Annotated in this window: 12 protein-coding genes; 5 read left to right on the top strand and 7 right to left on the bottom strand. The window is 74.4% G+C overall.

Annotated features, from left to right (window positions below):
- Window positions 1-63 precede the first annotated feature (63 nt).
- From pyrE to F4556_RS16310, 6 genes are all read right to left on the bottom strand, one after another.
- The gene (gene pyrE / locus F4556_RS16335; RefSeq protein ID WP_184916139.1) at window positions 64-600 is read right to left on the bottom strand and encodes an orotate phosphoribosyltransferase; all 537 of its coding nucleotides are present in this window, start codon (window positions 598-600) and stop codon (window positions 64-66) included.
- Window positions 601-626: 26 nt separating this feature from the next.
- Window positions 627-1,508: an SRPBCC domain-containing protein gene (locus F4556_RS16330; RefSeq protein WP_184916136.1), complete on the bottom strand. Its 882-nt coding sequence runs from the start codon at window positions 1,506-1,508 to the stop codon at window positions 627-629.
- Between the two features lie 69 nt (window positions 1,509-1,577).
- Window positions 1,578-3,209: a spermine/spermidine synthase domain-containing protein gene (locus F4556_RS16325; RefSeq protein WP_376775707.1), complete on the bottom strand. Its 1,632-nt coding sequence runs from the start codon at window positions 3,207-3,209 to the stop codon at window positions 1,578-1,580.
- 79 nt (window positions 3,210-3,288) lie between these two features.
- Window positions 3,289-3,858 (bottom strand): DUF2617 family protein, encoded by a 570-nt coding sequence (locus tag F4556_RS16320; RefSeq protein WP_184916133.1) that lies wholly within the window; start codon window positions 3,856-3,858, stop codon window positions 3,289-3,291.
- 335 nt (window positions 3,859-4,193) lie between these two features.
- Window positions 4,194-5,354, bottom strand: coding sequence for a pyridoxal phosphate-dependent aminotransferase (locus F4556_RS16315; RefSeq protein WP_184916129.1), 1,161 nt, complete (start codon window positions 5,352-5,354; stop codon window positions 4,194-4,196).
- Between the two features lie 9 nt (window positions 5,355-5,363).
- Window positions 5,364-5,597, bottom strand: coding sequence for a hypothetical protein (locus F4556_RS16310; protein ID WP_184916126.1), 234 nt, complete (start codon window positions 5,595-5,597; stop codon window positions 5,364-5,366).
- 270 nt (window positions 5,598-5,867) lie between these two features.
- On the opposite strand from F4556_RS16310, the gene F4556_RS39105 reads away from it, so the two are divergent.
- Window positions 5,868-7,787, top strand: a complete 1,920-nt coding sequence (locus tag F4556_RS39105; protein WP_184916123.1) for an AfsR/SARP family transcriptional regulator — start codon at window positions 5,868-5,870, stop codon at window positions 7,785-7,787.
- A 224-nt stretch (window positions 7,788-8,011) separates the two neighbouring features.
- Here F4556_RS39105 and F4556_RS16300 read toward each other — a convergent pair whose 3' ends face one another.
- On the bottom strand, window positions 8,012-9,229 hold the full coding sequence (locus F4556_RS16300; protein WP_184916120.1) for an ATP-grasp domain-containing protein: 1,218 nt from the start codon (window positions 9,227-9,229) through the stop codon (window positions 8,012-8,014).
- Window positions 9,230-9,419: 190 nt separating this feature from the next.
- Between F4556_RS16300 and F4556_RS16295 the strand changes: the two genes are divergently transcribed.
- The 4 genes from F4556_RS16295 to F4556_RS16280 all read left to right on the top strand — a co-directional run bounded on the left by F4556_RS16295 (window position 9,420) and on the right by F4556_RS16280 (window position 14,584).
- On the top strand, window positions 9,420-10,700 hold the full coding sequence (locus F4556_RS16295) for an ATP-grasp domain-containing protein (RefSeq protein WP_184916117.1): 1,281 nt from the start codon (window positions 9,420-9,422) through the stop codon (window positions 10,698-10,700).
- 23 nt (window positions 10,701-10,723) lie between these two features.
- Entirely contained in the window at window positions 10,724-11,971 is a 1,248-nt protein-coding gene (locus tag F4556_RS16290) for an ATP-grasp domain-containing protein (protein ID WP_184916113.1), read from the top strand.
- Window positions 11,972-11,976: 5 nt separating this feature from the next.
- A complete protein-coding gene (locus tag F4556_RS16285; protein ID WP_184916110.1) occupies window positions 11,977-13,194 on the top strand; it encodes an MFS transporter in 1,218 nt (405 codons plus the stop codon).
- 217 nt (window positions 13,195-13,411) lie between these two features.
- Window positions 13,412-14,584, top strand: coding sequence for a hypothetical protein (locus F4556_RS16280; RefSeq protein ID WP_184916107.1), 1,173 nt, complete (start codon window positions 13,412-13,414; stop codon window positions 14,582-14,584).
- Window positions 14,585-14,586: the final 2 nt, after the last annotated feature.

Genomic DNA, 14,586 nt, shown 5'->3' with positions numbered 1-14,586 from the left:
TTTGCCGGATATGGCACGGCCCGGTGTTTCACGTGAAACACCGGGCCGTCAGCTGTCGGACCGTCAGAGACCGAGGTCGTCCAGGGTGTAGGCGGTGATGTACGGCAGACCGGTGGCCTCGATCGCCGGGGCGGCACCGCGCTCGACGATCACCGCGACACCGACCACCTCGGCGCCCGCCTCGCGGAGCGCCTCGACCGCGGTGAGCACCGAGCCGCCGGTGGTCGAGGTGTCCTCGACCGCCAGCACCCGGCGGCCCTTCACGTCCGGGCCCTCGATCCGGCGCTGCAGGCCGTGCGCCTTGCCCTCCTTGCGGACCACGAAGGCGTCCAGCTTCCGCCCGCGCGCGGCGGCGGCGTGCAGCATCGCGGCCGCCACCGGGTCGGCGCCCAGGGTCAGGCCGCCGACCGCGTCGAAGTCCAGCTCGGCGGCGGCGTCCAGCATGACCTTGCCGACCAGCGGCGCCGCCTCGGCGTCCAGCGTGATGCGGCGCAGGTCGACGTAGTAGTCGGCCTCCAGCCCGGAGGAGAGGGTGACCTTGCCGTGCACGACGGCCTTGTCCTTGATCTGCGCCAGCAGGGCGTCGCGGTCGTTGCTCATGGGCAGTCAGTCTACGGGCGAGCGGTTCAGCGCTTTCGCAGGGCGCGGACCAGCACTACCGCGCCGCCGATCAGCGCGACCCCGCCGCCGATCATCCACGGCAGTGCGGTGCGGTCGGACTGCGGCAGCTGCTCCGGGCCGCTCCAGCGGGTGGCGGCCCTGGCCCGGGCGCTGCGGGCGGGCAGCGCGGGGGCGTACCGGCCGCGCGGCGGCGCGTGGTCCACCTCCTCGGCGGAGCGGCCGACGATGCTGCGCCGGACCGGGGCGCTGCCGAGGTCGCCGGTCAGGTACTCCAGGGCCGGGTCCTCGGCGGCCGGCTGCCGGGTCGGTTCGGGCAGCTCGGCCGGCTCGGTCGGCGGGGTCGGCTCGTCGGCGAACGCGATCAGGTCGGCCAGATCATCGTCCAGGTCGCCGGGGAAGCCCGCCGTGTGGTCCTCCAGGTAGAGGATGGTGGCGGCCTCCGGTTCGGCGCCGCTCACCTCGGCCGCCAGGTCGTTGGCGAACCGGTCCAGCAGACGGCGACCCGCCGTGCCCAGCGCCACCGCGTCGAACTCGGCCAGCCGCCCGGTGGCGGTCAGGTCGGCGGTGAAGTGCAGCGCGCTGCTGGTGTCGTCCGCGCCGGGCTGCACCGAGAGCCGCACGGTCGCGGTCACCTCGCCGCTGCCCCGGGACTCCTGACCCTCGGCCAGTGCGGTCAGCACGCCCTCGCGGCCCTCGATCAGTGAGAGCACACCCTTGTACGTGATGGTCGAGCCACCGATCCGCAGCCGCAGCCGCCCGGCCAGCTCGTCACCGGCGGCCTCGGCCTCGATGCTCAGGCCGGGGACACTGCGCACCAGCAGATCCCGGTCCCGCAGCGCCTGCTGGACGACGGTGGCCGGCAGCTGGACGACAACCTCATGCTCCATGCCCGCGAGCCTACCGACCCGACCCCCGGACGGAGAGCATCCGGTCAGGTCGATCTGCTCCCGGGCCGTTCAGTCCAGCAGGCTGCGCGGCTCCGGCACCCGCTCGGGCCGCCGGGCGGCGAGCCGGTCGGCGGCGCCGAGCAGGCTCTCGGTGGTGAGCGAGCGGGTCGGGGCGGCCAGCGTCAGCCTCGGCGGGGTGCGGGCCGCCAGCACGAAGGTCTCCAGCTCGCGGGGCCCGGCCTGGCAGCTCCGGGGGCCGTCGGCGGCGGCGTACGGGACGGTCTGCAGGCCGACCGCCCGGACGGTGGCCTCGGTGGCCCAGACGTCGTCGGTGCGCACCGCCAGCCGGCCGCCGGGCGCCAGCGCCCGGGCCGCCAGGCCGTAGAACTCCCGGGAGTCGTACGGCAGTCCGCGCAGGGTGGAGAGCACCACGTCGTACGAGCCCGCGCCGCGCAGCCAGTGCAGCGGCTCGGCGGTCACCAGCCGGACCCTGGCGTCCTCCAGCGAGCGCCGGCTGAGCGCCGACAGGGCCGCGTCCCGGCGGACCAACTCCGGTACCGCCGGATCGAGTTCGACCACCGTGACGTCCCGGACCCCGGCCCGGCCGAGCACCTCGCGGAGCGCCATGCCGTCCCCGCCGCCGAGCAGCAGCACCCGGCCGACCGGGCCGGTGCCGAGCGCGGGGTGCACCAGGGCCTCGTGCTCCCGGTACTCGTCCGGGCCGCAGAGGGTCAGCCGCCCGTTCAGGTACAGCTCCAGCGGGGCGCGCTGCGGGGGCACCCTGGCCTCGGGTTCGCCCTCGCCGGTGGACCCGGCGAGCACGATCTCCTGGTGCCTGCTCTGGATCGCCAGCCGGACCTGGGCGCCGTACAGCGCGTTCCTGGCGGCCCGTTCGATCACGCCGGTGAAGGCGGCGGCCACCGCGAGCAGCACCAGGACCAGGCCGCAGCCGGCCCAGAGCAGCAGCCGGTTCCGGGGCGAGGGCTCGTCCCGGAACAGCCAGAGCACCACGGCGGCCCCGGCCACCGCGTTCACCGCGCCGGTCAGCAGCGCCCCGGTGGTCTGGCCGAGCAGCGGCAGCAGCAGGAACGGGAAGGCCAGCCCGCCGACCAGCGCGCCGACGTAGTCGGCGGCGAACAGGTCGGCGGCGGCCCGGCCCGCGTCTTCCCGGCGGATCCGCTGGATCAGGGTCATCAGCAGCGGGATCTCGGCGCCGATCAGCACCCCGATCACGAAGGTGGTGCCGACCACCCCGGCCATCGTGGCGCCGTACCGGTCCAGCCAGGCCCAGGCCGAGTAGAGCAGCAGCACGGAGAGCCCGCCGGTCAGCGCGAGCGCGCACTCGACCAGCGCGAAGGAGGTGGCGGGGCGGCGGGTGAGCCGCTTGGCGGAGAGCGAGCCGACACCCATCGCGAACACCATCACGGAGAGCACCACCGAGGTCTGGGTCATCGGATCACCGATCAGATGTCCACCCAGGGCCACCAGTTCGAGTTCGTACACCAGACCGCAGGCCGCGCAGACGAAGGCCGCGAGCAGCACCAGCAGCCGGGCCGGGCGGGCCCGGCCCCGGCCCGGCCGGCGGCGGTCGCGGCCGCCGCCGGGGCCCCGGGCCCGGACCGCGCGGGCCCCGATCCCGGCCAGCCCGGCCGGGTCCTCGGTGCTCGGCTGGACGGGCGGGCCCGCCGGATGGTTGATCACGAACAAACGCTAGGCGAGGTGGGTGGCCGACCGCTGCACCCATTCGACGGACAGGGCCGTGCACTGAATTGACGTTTCATCAACACGGGCTACCGCCACTCGGGTCCGGCTCGGACTGACTTCCGAAGACCGTCAGTGAGGACCGGGTGCAGACCAGCCGGCCCTCCTGCGGGTAGGCGTGCCAGGTCCGCCAGTTCACCCGGCGCTCGTCCCCGCTGGCGACCAGCGCGGTGAAGGCGCTCGGGTCGCCCGGGAACACCCCGGCCAGCGCGCTCGGATGGCCCTCGACCAGCGCCAGCAGCTCCTGCGCGCGGGCGGCGAAGACGTGCGGCGGCAGCTCCTCGATCCGGGCCGCGAACTCGTACTCCCAGCCGCCGACCTGCTCGGCCACCCGGGCGGGCAGCGGGGTGCGGCGGCCGGGCAGGCAGGCCACGGTCTCCAGGCACTCGCCGGGGCCGGCCGCCAGGATCACCTGGTGGGAGGCGCCGAGCAGTCTGAGCTGCAGTGTCCCGCCGGAGAGCCGGTCGGTGCCGAGGCGGTCGAGTCTCAGGTCGCGCACCGCGAGCGCGGGCAGCGGACTGCCGCCCAGGCACCAGGCCAGGTCCCCGGCCCGGGTGTCCGTGTAGGAGGTCTGCAGTGTGGTGAGCATGCTGGGCTCCGCGTTTCAGCTCCGTGCGCGCCCGCCGTCAGCATCCGGCCCGGCACGGTGGCGGGGCTGTTCGAGGCTGTGCGGTCCCTGGCGCGGCCGACCGTGGAAGGAAGGATTCCGGCTGGAGATTCAGCAGCAGAGAAGCACGAATTCTCCGGGTCCGTCAGGGATTTACCCAGCTTTGCCCGGCATTCACCGTTCCGGTAGCACTCTCCGCCTGGGTGTGATCGACCCGGTGCATGACTCTGTCCGGCGCGCGCCCCTCTCACCGGGGCGTGCGCCGTGCACCACCGTCGTACGCCGGGGTGCGCCCGGCGGCGGCAGCCGGGCCGGGGTCAGAGCCGCCGGAGCCGGGTCACCGCCTCGGCCAGCACGTCGTCCCGCTTGCAGAAGGCCCAGCGGACCTGGCTGCGCCCGGCCTCGGTGTTGTCGTAGAACACCACGTTCGGGATGGCCACCACCCCGCAGCGCTCCGGCAGCTTGCGGCAGAACTCCAGGCCGTCGGTCTCGCCGAGCGGGGTGATGTCGGTGGTGATGAAGTACGTGCCCTCCGGCCGGAACACCTCGAAGCCGGCCGCCGCCAGGCCCTCGGCCAGCAGGTCCCGCTTGCGCAGGTGGTCGGCCCGCAGGGTGTCGAAGTAGCTGTCGGGCAGCCGCAGCGCGTCGGCGACGGCGTACTGGAACGGGCCCGCGCTGACGAAGGTCAGGTACTGCTTGGCGGTCCGCACCGCGGCCACCAGCTCCGGGGCGCCGGTCACCCAGCCGACCTTCCAGCCGGTGAAGGAGAAGGTCTTGCCGGCCGAGGAGATGCTCACCGTGCGCTCCCGCATGCCGGGGAGGGCGGCCAGCGGGTGGTGCGCGCCGGCGAACACCAGGTGCTCGTACACCTCATCGGTGATCACCAACAGGTCGTGCTCACAGGCGAGTTCGGCGATGCCCCGGAGCTCCTCCGGGGTCAGCACGGTGCCGGTCGGGTTGTGCGGGGTGTTGATCAGCAGCAGCCGGGTGCGCGGGGTGATCAGGGCGCGCAGCTCGTCCAGGTCGGGGCGGAAGCCGGGCGCCCGCAGGGTGAGCGGCACCCGGGTCGCGCCGGCCATCGCGATGCAGGCGGCGTAGGAGTCGTAGAACGGCTCCATCGCGATCACCTCGTCGCCCGGCTCCAGCAGCGCCAGCAGCGCGGCGGCGATCGCCTCGGTCGCCCCGGCGGTGATCAGCACCTCGGTGTCCGGGTCGTACGACAGCCCGTACCAGTGCTGCTGATGCTCGGTCACCGCCGCCCGCAGCTCCGGGATGCCGGGGCCCGGCGGGTACTGGTTGCCCCGGCCGGTCAGGACGGCGTTGGCGGCCGCCTCGGCGATCTCGCGCGGTCCGTCGGTGTCCGGGAAGCCCTGCCCCAGATTGATCGAACCGGTGGCGACGGCCAGCGCGGACATCTCCGCGAAGATCGTCGAACCCATGCCCGCCAGCCTGCGGTTCAGCAGCGGCCTCGTACCCATCCCGGCTCCTCAAGGTCGGTCGTCGGGGACCATCCTCCGGGCCGCCCGACCCGAGAACAAGTCCTGCTCGGCACCGGCGGGTTCGGCCTGCCTCGGCCCGGCGGAGGGCTCGGGTGCGGTCGGCTCGCGGAGCAGTGGGTAGGGGAGCGGGACCCGGATCGCCATCACCGGGTGGAGGTCGCGCCACCAGAGCACCAGCAGGTGGCGCAGGCGGCGGCCGAGCGCTTCGAGCGTGACCCGCATTGGTTCAGACCCCTCCCTCGACGCGCCGGGCGGCGCGAGCAGAAAAAACCTACGGGTAGGAATATTAATCTGCAAGGAAAATCTCACCTGCCGAGACCGTGGACCTGACGGGCCGTCGCCGACCTGCGCGGATGCCCACGGCCCGGTCGGCGGCGGCCGTCCGGCGGGCGGGACGGGTGTGGCCAAGTTGATTGAACCTGACATAGAGCCATGCTAAAAACCTTCTCGAAGGTTTTTTATCTGCCCCAGGTGCCACCAAGGGAGAAGATCGTGGACTTTGCCGTGCTGGGACCGGTCGAGGTGCGCGACGAGCAGGAAGACCTCACGCCTGCGGCCGCGATGCCCCGGCGGGTGCTCGCCACCCTGCTGCTGCAGGCCGGGCGGACGGTCTCCAACGCGACCCTGGAGGAGGAGCTCTGGGACGACGAGCCGCCGAAGCTGGCCAGGAAGACCATTCAGACCTACCTCTACCAGCTGCGGAAGGCACTCGCGGCGGGTCCGACCGGTGGCCGACGGCAGCTGCTGGAGACCCGCCCGAACGGCTACCGCATCCTGCTGGAGCCCGGCGAGCTGGATCTCCGGCTGTTCGAGCAGCGGGTCGGGGTGGGTCGGTCGGCGCTGGCCGAGGGCGACCACGCCCGGGCGGCCGCCGTACTGCGCGAGGCGCTGGGGCTGTGGCGTGGTGGCGCGCTCGGCGACCTGCCGCACGGGCCGGTGCTGGCGGCCGAGGCCGCGCGGCTGGAGGACGCCAGGCTCGGCGCGCTCGAACAGCGGGTGGAGGCCGACCTCAGGCTGGGTCGGCACCGCGAACTGGTGGGCGAACTCAAGGCATTGACGGTCCGTCATCCCACCCGGGAGGAGTTCGCGGCGCAGCTGATGCTGGCCGCGTACCGCTCCGGGCTGCAGGAGGACGCGCTGAGCACGTACGGCCGGCTGCGGCGGAGCGTGGTGGAGTACACCGGGCTCGAGCCCTCCGAGCGCCTGCAGCGGCTGCACCGCGCGGTGCTCTCGGCCGCGCCGGGCCTGGCCGCGCCCGAACGGGCCGTCACCGTCCGGACGGTGGGGCGCGGGCGGCCGGCCGAGATCCCGGCGGCGCCGCCCGGGCTGGTCGGCCGGGAGTCGGAGTCGGAGCGGATCCGGCGGGGGATGGGGCGGCTCTGCTCGGTCACCTGCGTGGTCGGCGGCCCCGGCGTGGGGAAGACCGCGCTGGTCACCGAGGTGGCGCAGCGGGTCAAGGAGCGTTATCCGGACGGGCAGTTGTTCGTCACCCTGCACGGCGCGGACGGTGCTCCGCTCGGGCCCGCCGAGGTGCTGTCGACCTTCCTCCGGGCGGCCGGTCTGGAGGAGCCGCCGGGTTCGGCGGAGGAGCCCGCCCGGTCCTGGGAGGAGTCGGCCCGGTTGTTCCGCAGCTGGACGGCTGACCGCAAGGTGCTGGTGGTGCTGGACGACGCGGCGAGCGTGCAGCAGGTCCTGCCGCTGCTGCCGAGCGGACCGGACTGCGCCACCCTGATCACCGCCCGGCAGCGGCTGGCGGGGCTGTCCGGGGCGGTCGGGGTGCAGCTCGCCGCGCTCGGTCCGGCGGACGGGCTGCGGCTGCTGGAGTCGGTGGCGGGGCCGGGGCGGATCGGTGCCGAGCGGGCGGTGGCACGGGAGTTGGTGGAGCTGTGCGACCTGCTGCCGCTGGCCGTCCGGGCGGCGGGGGAGCGGCTGGCGGCCCGACCCGGCCTGGGGGTGGCGGAGTTGACGGCTCGGCTGCGCGCGGAGCGGGGCCGGCTGGCCGAGTTGGGGGTGGGTGACCTGGATGTCGCCGGACGGCTGGCGGAGGCGATCCGGCGGTTGGCGGCGGGGGAGCAGCAGGCGCTGCGGGTGCTGGCTGGCCTGGGCGGGCGGCCGTTCGGGATCGCCGAGGCGGCCCGGGTGCTGGGCGTCGAGGCCGGGCCGGCCGGGCTGCTGGTGGACCGGCTGCTCTCTGCCCATCTGCTGGCCGACCTGGGGACCGAAGGCGGGGCGGCCGGCTTCCGGCTGCCCGACCTGGTCCGGCTGGCCGGCACCGCGCCGGTCTGCGCGCTGCTGAGCCGTCCGGGCGCGGGTGGCCCGGCGGAGCAGCCCTCGGCGGTCCGCTACCGGGACGCCGGGCGGCGGGCCCGCCGGGGGCACTGCTCGGGGCGTCCGGCGCTCGCGCTGCGCTGAACGCTTGCGCTGTGGTGAACGCTCGCGTGGTGGTGAAGGCTTGCGCTGTGGTGAACGCTCGCGTGGTGGTGAAGGCTTGCGCTGCGGTGAACGCTCGCGTGGCGGTGAACGCTCGTGCTGCGCTGAACGCTTGCGCTGCGGTGAACGCTCGCGCTGCGCTGAACGAGTAGGGAGCAGGGGCCCGTTGCCCGCCTCGCGGCGGTCGGCGGGCCCCCGCGTCGTGCTCAGCGCAGTCGGATGTCGAGTTCCGCGAGCAGCTTGTCGGCCAGTGGCCCCGCCGCCTCGGGCTCGGCGGTGCCGACCACGACCACGCCGTAGCGCTCCAGGTTGGAGGCGATCGGGCGGATCTCGGTGCCCGGCGCGAGCTCGCAGGAGGCGGCCAGCACCTCGGGGCGGGCGGCGAGTTCGGCCCAGCCCCGGACCGAGTCGACGGTGCCCGGCGGGGGAGTGAGGAAGCGGGTGGCGGCGCCCCGGGCGGCGGCGGGCAGCTGCACCGGCCGGCCGAGCAGGTCGTCCAGCCAGCTGCCGTACAGCTCGAGGCCGGGGCGGGTCCACTCGACCATGGCGTGGATCCAGTCGCCGCCCTGCCGGACGTGCAGTTCGCCGAGCACCACGCCCTGGTCGGTGAGCCAGCACTCGACGTGGAACAGGCCGTGCCGCAGCCCGAGTGCGCGCAGGGCGTTCGCCACCTCCTCGGTGATCGCGTCGGTGTCCTCCGGTGCGATCGGGGCGGGCATGGTGTGGCCGCACTCCACGAAGGAGGTGCCGACGACCTGCTTGCCGGTGACTGCCAGGACCTGGGGTGAGCCCGAGGTGATGATGCCCTCGACACTGAACTCCGGTCCGCTGACGAAGGTTTCGACCAGGGCGTGACCGTCCTCGTCGCGGGCCTGGGCGAACGCGGCGGCGATCCCGGCCGGGTCGTCGACCTGCTGGACGCCCTCGCTGCTGGAGCCGCTGCGCGGCTTGACGATCACGGTGCCGCCGACCGAGCGGTGGAACTCCTCGGCCTCCGCGGCGCTCGCGCACAGCCGCAGGGCGGGCTGCCGGAAGCCGCGTTCGCGCAGGTACTCGCGGCAGACGTCCTTGGTCCTGACCCGGCGGACCGCCTCCGGCGGGTTGCCCGGCAGGCCGAGGGCGGCCGCCACCTCGGCGGCGGCGACCACCGCGTACTCGCGGAACGCCAGCACGGCCTCGATCGGCTCCCGCTCGGCCCTGGCGCGGGCCCAGGCCACGCAGGCGTCGGCATCGGTGAAGTCCAACTCGCCCACCTCGTCCGCGAGTCGGACCAGCTCCGGGCCGGCCGCCAGATTCTCGGCGGTGTCGGTGAGGACGATCCGGCTGCCCCTGGCGCGGAGCTGGGCGAGGGCTCGGGCGCAGATGTCGTGCACGTAGCCGGTGGTCGCCGGTGCGGCGCCGCCGATGATCAAAGTCGTGGTCATGCCCCTGACTTATACCGGCCCGCCGGGCATACCGACAGCTCTTCCGGGTGACCGTCCGAACTGCGAGACGGCACTCCCTCGATCTTCCCATCTGTCATTTCGAGTGCCTAAGATGACATCAGCAAGGCATCCAGAGTAACGGAGATGCCATTCGATTCCTGTGCCCCGTCATCGATCGAGAGGTCCTGCCATGTCCCGCAGCACCGTGCTGGTCATCGAGCCCAACTCCTCCGGCATCGGCCTGGTCGCCGCCGCCGAGCGGCTCGGCCACCGCCCCCACGTGTTCGACCGCAAGCCGGTCGACCGGCTCCCCGAGCAGGTGCGCCGCGCGGTGGCCGAGGGCCGGGCCGACTACACCCGGCTGGAGATCCGCAGCCGGGAGGTGGTGATCGCCGCCGCCCGGGCGCTGGCCGGCTCCACCGAGGTGGTCGCCGTGGTGCCCGGCTACGAGTACGCCGTCGAGGTCTGCGCGCACACCGCCCGGGCGCTCGGCCTGCCGGGTCTCGACCCGGCGGCGGTGGGCGCGCTGCGGGACAAGGGCTGGATGAAGGCGGTGCTGGCCGAGGCCGGCGTGCTGGTGGCGCGCAACGAGGTCTTCGGCGCCGCCGCCGACCCGGCGGACATCCTGGCGGCGGTCGGACTGCCGGCCGTGCTGAAGCCGGTCGACGGCTCCGGCAGCCAGTACGTCCGCCGGGTCGACAGCCGGGCCGAACTGGCCGACTACCTGGCCGAGGTGCGGGCCAACCCGATCGACGACTACGGCCAGCTGCTCGGCCTCTCGCTGCTGGCCGAGAGCTACGTGGCCGGTCCCGAGTACAGCGTCGAGGGGTACGTCGAGGGCGTCCCCGGCGCGCTGCGGGTGCACGTGCTCGCGGTGACCGAGAAGCACCTCGGGCCCGAGCCGACCTTCGTCGAGGTCGGCCACGTGGTGGACGCGCCGCTGGCGCCCGAGCAGCGCGCGGCCCTGGTGGACACGGCGCAGCGGGCGGTCCGGGCGCTGGGCATCACGGTCGGCTGCTTTCACCTGGAGGCCCGGCTGACCCCGGCCGGTCCGTACGTGATGGAGGTCGGCGCCCGGCTCGGCGGGGACCGGATCCCGTGGCTGGTGCAGGCGGTGCACGGGGCCGACATGTGGGAGCTGGCGGTCCGTTCGTTCGCCGGCCAACCGCAGGCGCCGATCGTCGAGGGACGGTCGGGAGCCGCTGCGGTGCGGTTCTTCAGCGTCGCCGAGGAGGGCCGACTCACCGATCCGGCACGGCTGTTGGAGCAGCTGCGGTCCATCGAGGGGTGCATCGAGGCGGAGGTGACGGCGGCCGCGGGAGCGGTGCTGCGTCCGGCGGTCGACCTGCACAGCAGGTTCGGCCACGTGGCCCTCGCCGCGCCCGACCGGGAGGCGCTCGCCGAGCGGCTGGCCCGGATCGACAGGTTCGTCCAGGAGGCCGTGGAGACGGCCGTGACCGTCGGCGCCTGAGTCGCCGAAGGGAGGGAAGTCCGATGAAGATCCTGATCATCAACCGGTGGGACGACGAGCACCAGAGCGACTACGGCTCGCGGATCGACCACTCAGCGCACGAGGTCAGCTACGTCACCGTGCCCAAGCACGTGCCCCGGATCCCGGCGACGGCCCGGCACATCCAGGTGGTGGAGAACTACCTGTCGCCGGAGCCGGTGATCGAGGCGGCCGTCGCCGCCCACCGGGCCTGCGGCGACTTCGACCGGCTGCTGGTGCTCTCCGAGTTCGACCTGCTGACCGGCGCGCAGATCCGCGAACGTCTGGGCATCCCCGGGCCGGACACCGAAGCGGTGCTGGTCTTCCGCGACAAGACCCGGATGAAGGCCAAGGTGGCCGCGGCCGGTCTGCGGGTGCCGCAGTTCCAACAGGCCACCACCATCGAGGAGATGACCGCCTTCCGGGCCGAGCTGGGCGCCTCCGTGGTGGTCAAGCCGCGGACCGGCGCGGCCAGCATCGGCATCTTCGTGGTCGGTCCGGACCAGGACCTGGCCGCCACCCTGGCGGACACCGACCTGGCGGACTATCAGGTGGAGGAGTACCTCGAAGGCCCGATCTGGCACGTGGACGGGCTGATGGCGGACGGCTCGATGGCCTTCGGTCGGGCCTCCCGCTACATGGACACCTGCTACGGCTTCTCCCAGGGACACCCGCTGGGCTCGGCCGTGCAGACCGGTCCGGAGGCCGACACCATGCTCGCCTTCACCGAGGCCTGCCTGCAGGCGCTGGGCCTGGAGCGCGGCGCGTTCCACTTCGAGCTGATCCAGACGCCTACCGGGCCGGTCTTCCTGGAGGTCGGCGCGCGGTTCGGCGGCGGCGAGATCCCCTGGGTGTTCCAGGACGTCTACGGCGTCGACCTGATCGGCGACTGGATCCGGCTCGAACTGGGCGAACGGCCCGTCACCCTGCCCGCCCCGGGCCCCGACCGCGGGCACGGCGGCTTCCTGCTGGTCCCCGAGCCGCTGGGCCAGGAGCTGGTCTCCCGGCCGTCCATGGTCGGGGCGGTGCCCGGCCTGTACGCGGAGGAACTGCCGGAGCCCGGGCACAAGTTCGACGGCAAGGGCGGTTACCGGTTCATCCTGGGCCGGTTCCGCTACCACGCGGGGAGCGCGGCCGAGGTGGAGGAGGCGATCCGGGCCACCATCCGGGACTACCGGTGCGTGCTGGCGGACCTGCCGACCGAGAGCGCCGACGACGTCCAGCCGGTCGCCGTGCCCGAGCCGGCGCGGTGAGCGCGATGGCCAACGCCTACCGGCAGATCTTCGCCGTCCCCGGCACCGCCGCGTTCAGCTCGGCCGGGCTGGTCGCCCGGCTGGCCACCGCGATGACCCGCTTCGGCATCGTCGCGATGCTCTCCCAGCAGCCCGGCGAATACGCCCTGGCCGGGGCGGTGACCGCGACCCACGCGATCGCGTACGCGCTGGTCGGGCCCAGGCTGGCCCGGGCCGTGGACCGGCACGGCCAGCGGCGGGTGCTGCTGCCCGCCGCCGCGGTCGGCGCGGTCGCGCTGACCGTGCTGGCGCTCTGCCACCGGCTGGCGGCGCCGTCCTGGACGCTCTTCCTGGCCGCCGCGGTGGCCGGGGTGATCCCGAACGTCGGCTCGATGGTCCGGGCCCGCTGGGCCGAGATCTTCCGCGGCACCGACCAACTGCACCCGGCGTACTCGCTGGAGTCGGTGGTGGACGAGACGGTGTTCACGCTCGGGCCGGTGCTGGCGATCGGGCTGTCCACCGCGTTCGCCCCGGAGGCGGGGCTGCTCGCCGCGGCCGGTCTGCTCGCCCTGGGCAGCTGGCTGCTGGCCGGGCAGCGCGCCACGGAGCCGCCGGTCCGGCCGGCCGAGCGGGTGCGGTCCGGCTCGGCGATCCGCAACCCGGGTCTGCCCGCGCTGGTGGTGACCTTCCTGGCGATCGGGGCGGTCTTCGCCTCGATCGAGGTGATCACCGTGGCCTTCGCCGCCGAGCGCGGGGACAAGGCGATGGCCAGCTGGGTGCTGGCGGTCTACGCGATCGGCAGCGCGCTGGCCGGGCTGGTGTACGGCGGCCTGACGCCGCGTGGCACGGTGCGCGGCCGGCTGCTGACCGGCACCCTGCTGATGACCGTGACCATGGTGCCGCTGCTGGTCACCGGCAATCTGCTGCTGCTCGGCGTGGTGCTGTTCGTGGCCGGTACGGCCTGCGCGCCGACCATGGCCACCGCCATGGGGATGGTCGAACTGGCCGTGCCACGCGGTCAGTTGACGGAGGGTATGACCTGGGCCAGTACCGGCCTCGGGCTCGGCATCGCGCTGGGTGCCGCGCTCGCGGGCGCGGTGGTGGACCGGTCCGGCGCGGGCCCGGCGTTCGCCGTACCGGTGGCCTGCGGGGCGCTGGCGGTGGCCGCCGTGCTGGCCGGCGTCCGCGCGGTGCCGCGCACCCCGGCCGAGGCCGACCCGAGCCCGGTCGCGGTGTCGGCCTGAGGCTGCACGCTCCGGTCCGGGAAGCCGCCCTGACCGCGACCGCCTTGACCACGACCGCTGCGGAGCGGCCGTGGTCAAGGCGTGGTCAAGCCTCGGCCGAGCGCGGCTCAGCGCGGCTTCCCGGACCGGGTGCCGGTCTGCTGTGCTGACGGACGGCGCGGGCCGAGCGGCCTGATCCGTCGTCAGTTCGCCCAACGACCACCCGAGGTAGCGACCCGTGTTCCTGCTCGTCGATCCAGTGTTCAGCGGTGCCGACCTGGCCCGCACCCTTCGGGAGCAAGGAGTCGACTACCTCCCGGTGTTCAGCAGCCAGGCCGGCCGCCCCGGCGCCCCGGCGCCCTGGGCCGGGCCGGCCGGACGCCGGCCGGACGCGGTGATCGCGGCCAGCGGCTCCGGCGGCAGGCTGGCCGAGCAGCTCGCCCGGGATCTCGGACTTCCGTACCACGCACCGGAGTTGGCCGCCGCCCGGTGCGACCCGGCGGTGATGAGCCGGACCCTGCGGGCGGCGGGCCTGCCCGCGGTCGCGGGGGCCGTGGTGGAGACGCCCGAGCAGGCGGCAGCGGTCCTCGACGGCTGGACCGACTGGCCGGTGCTGGCCCGCCCGGCCACCGGCGCGGGCACCGAACCCGGGCGGCTGTGCCGGACGCCGGCCGAGGCCGGGGCGGCGGTGGCCGAGCTGAGCCGGGGCCCGCTGCGCACCGGCCGGCCGGTGCTGCTGCACGGGCTGCCGGACGGCGAGACGTACGCGGTGCACACCGTCAGCGCGGCGGGCCGGCACCTGGTGGCCGAGGTCTACCTGCGGCACCAGAGCGAGGGCGGCGGGGTGCTCACGCACCGGGACAGCGTGGCGCACAGCCTGCTCGGGCCCGGTGACCTGGGGGCGATCACCGCCGCCGTCGAGGCGCTGGACGCGCTCGGCGTCCGCGAGGGCACCGCGAGCACCGAGCTCCGCCGGACTGCCGACGGCTTCCGGCCGGTCCGGGTGCAGCCCTGGCCGACCGGTCCGCGGACCTCGGCCGACCCGTACTTCGCGGCCTTCGGCTACACCCGGGTGCACCTGCTCGCGGAGCGTTTCCTGCACCCCGAACGGTTCGCCCGCCGGCTGGAGTTGCCGTACCGGCCGGCCCGGGCGCTGGCCAGGATCGAGCTGCGGGTGCCGGGCGCGACCGGCACCCTGCGGGCCGTGCCCGGCCTCGACCGGCTGCGGCGGCTGCCCGGCTTCCACAGCGTGACCGGCCTGCCGGAGACCGGGACCCCGGCCGCCATGGTGGAGCGTTCGGCGCAGGGCTGGGGCGTGGCCTACTTCGTGCACGAGGACGACAGTCTGCTGCACAGCTCGGTCGCGGTGGTGCACGCGATGGAGGAGACCGGCGAACTCTTCGCGCTCTGATC

It is taken from the genome of Kitasatospora gansuensis (genome assembly GCF_014203705.1).
Taxonomy (GTDB): domain Bacteria; phylum Actinomycetota; class Actinomycetes; order Streptomycetales; family Streptomycetaceae; genus Kitasatospora; species Kitasatospora gansuensis.
The sequence above is the reverse complement of the archived record's forward strand: the minus strand, read 5'-3'. Positions and strand labels throughout refer to the sequence as shown.

What these genes read in the sequence shown, in the direction of transcription:
- F4556_RS16290 (WP_184916113.1), top strand. Translation starts at nt 10,724, where the DNA reads ATGAAGATCCTGATCATCAACCGGTGGGACGACGAGCACCAGAGCGAC.
- F4556_RS16295 (WP_184916117.1), top strand. Translation starts at nt 9,420, where the DNA reads ATGTCCCGCAGCACCGTGCTGGTCATCGAGCCCAACTCCTCCGGCATC.
- F4556_RS16285 (WP_184916110.1), top strand. Translation starts at nt 11,977, where the DNA reads ATGGCCAACGCCTACCGGCAGATCTTCGCCGTCCCCGGCACCGCCGCG.
- F4556_RS16310 (WP_184916126.1), bottom strand. Translation starts at nt 5,597, where the DNA reads ATGCGGGTCACGCTCGAAGCGCTCGGCCGCCGCCTGCGCCACCTGCTG.
- F4556_RS16320 (WP_184916133.1), bottom strand. Translation starts at nt 3,858, where the DNA reads ATGCTCACCACACTGCAGACCTCCTACACGGACACCCGGGCCGGGGAC.
- F4556_RS16330 (WP_184916136.1), bottom strand. Translation starts at nt 1,508, where the DNA reads ATGGAGCATGAGGTTGTCGTCCAGCTGCCGGCCACCGTCGTCCAGCAG.
- F4556_RS16315 (WP_184916129.1), bottom strand. Translation starts at nt 5,354, where the DNA reads ATGGGTACGAGGCCGCTGCTGAACCGCAGGCTGGCGGGCATGGGTTCG.
- F4556_RS16300 (WP_184916120.1), bottom strand. Translation starts at nt 9,229, where the DNA reads ATGACCACGACTTTGATCATCGGCGGCGCCGCACCGGCGACCACCGGC.
- pyrE (WP_184916139.1), bottom strand. Translation starts at nt 600, where the DNA reads ATGAGCAACGACCGCGACGCCCTGCTGGCGCAGATCAAGGACAAGGCC.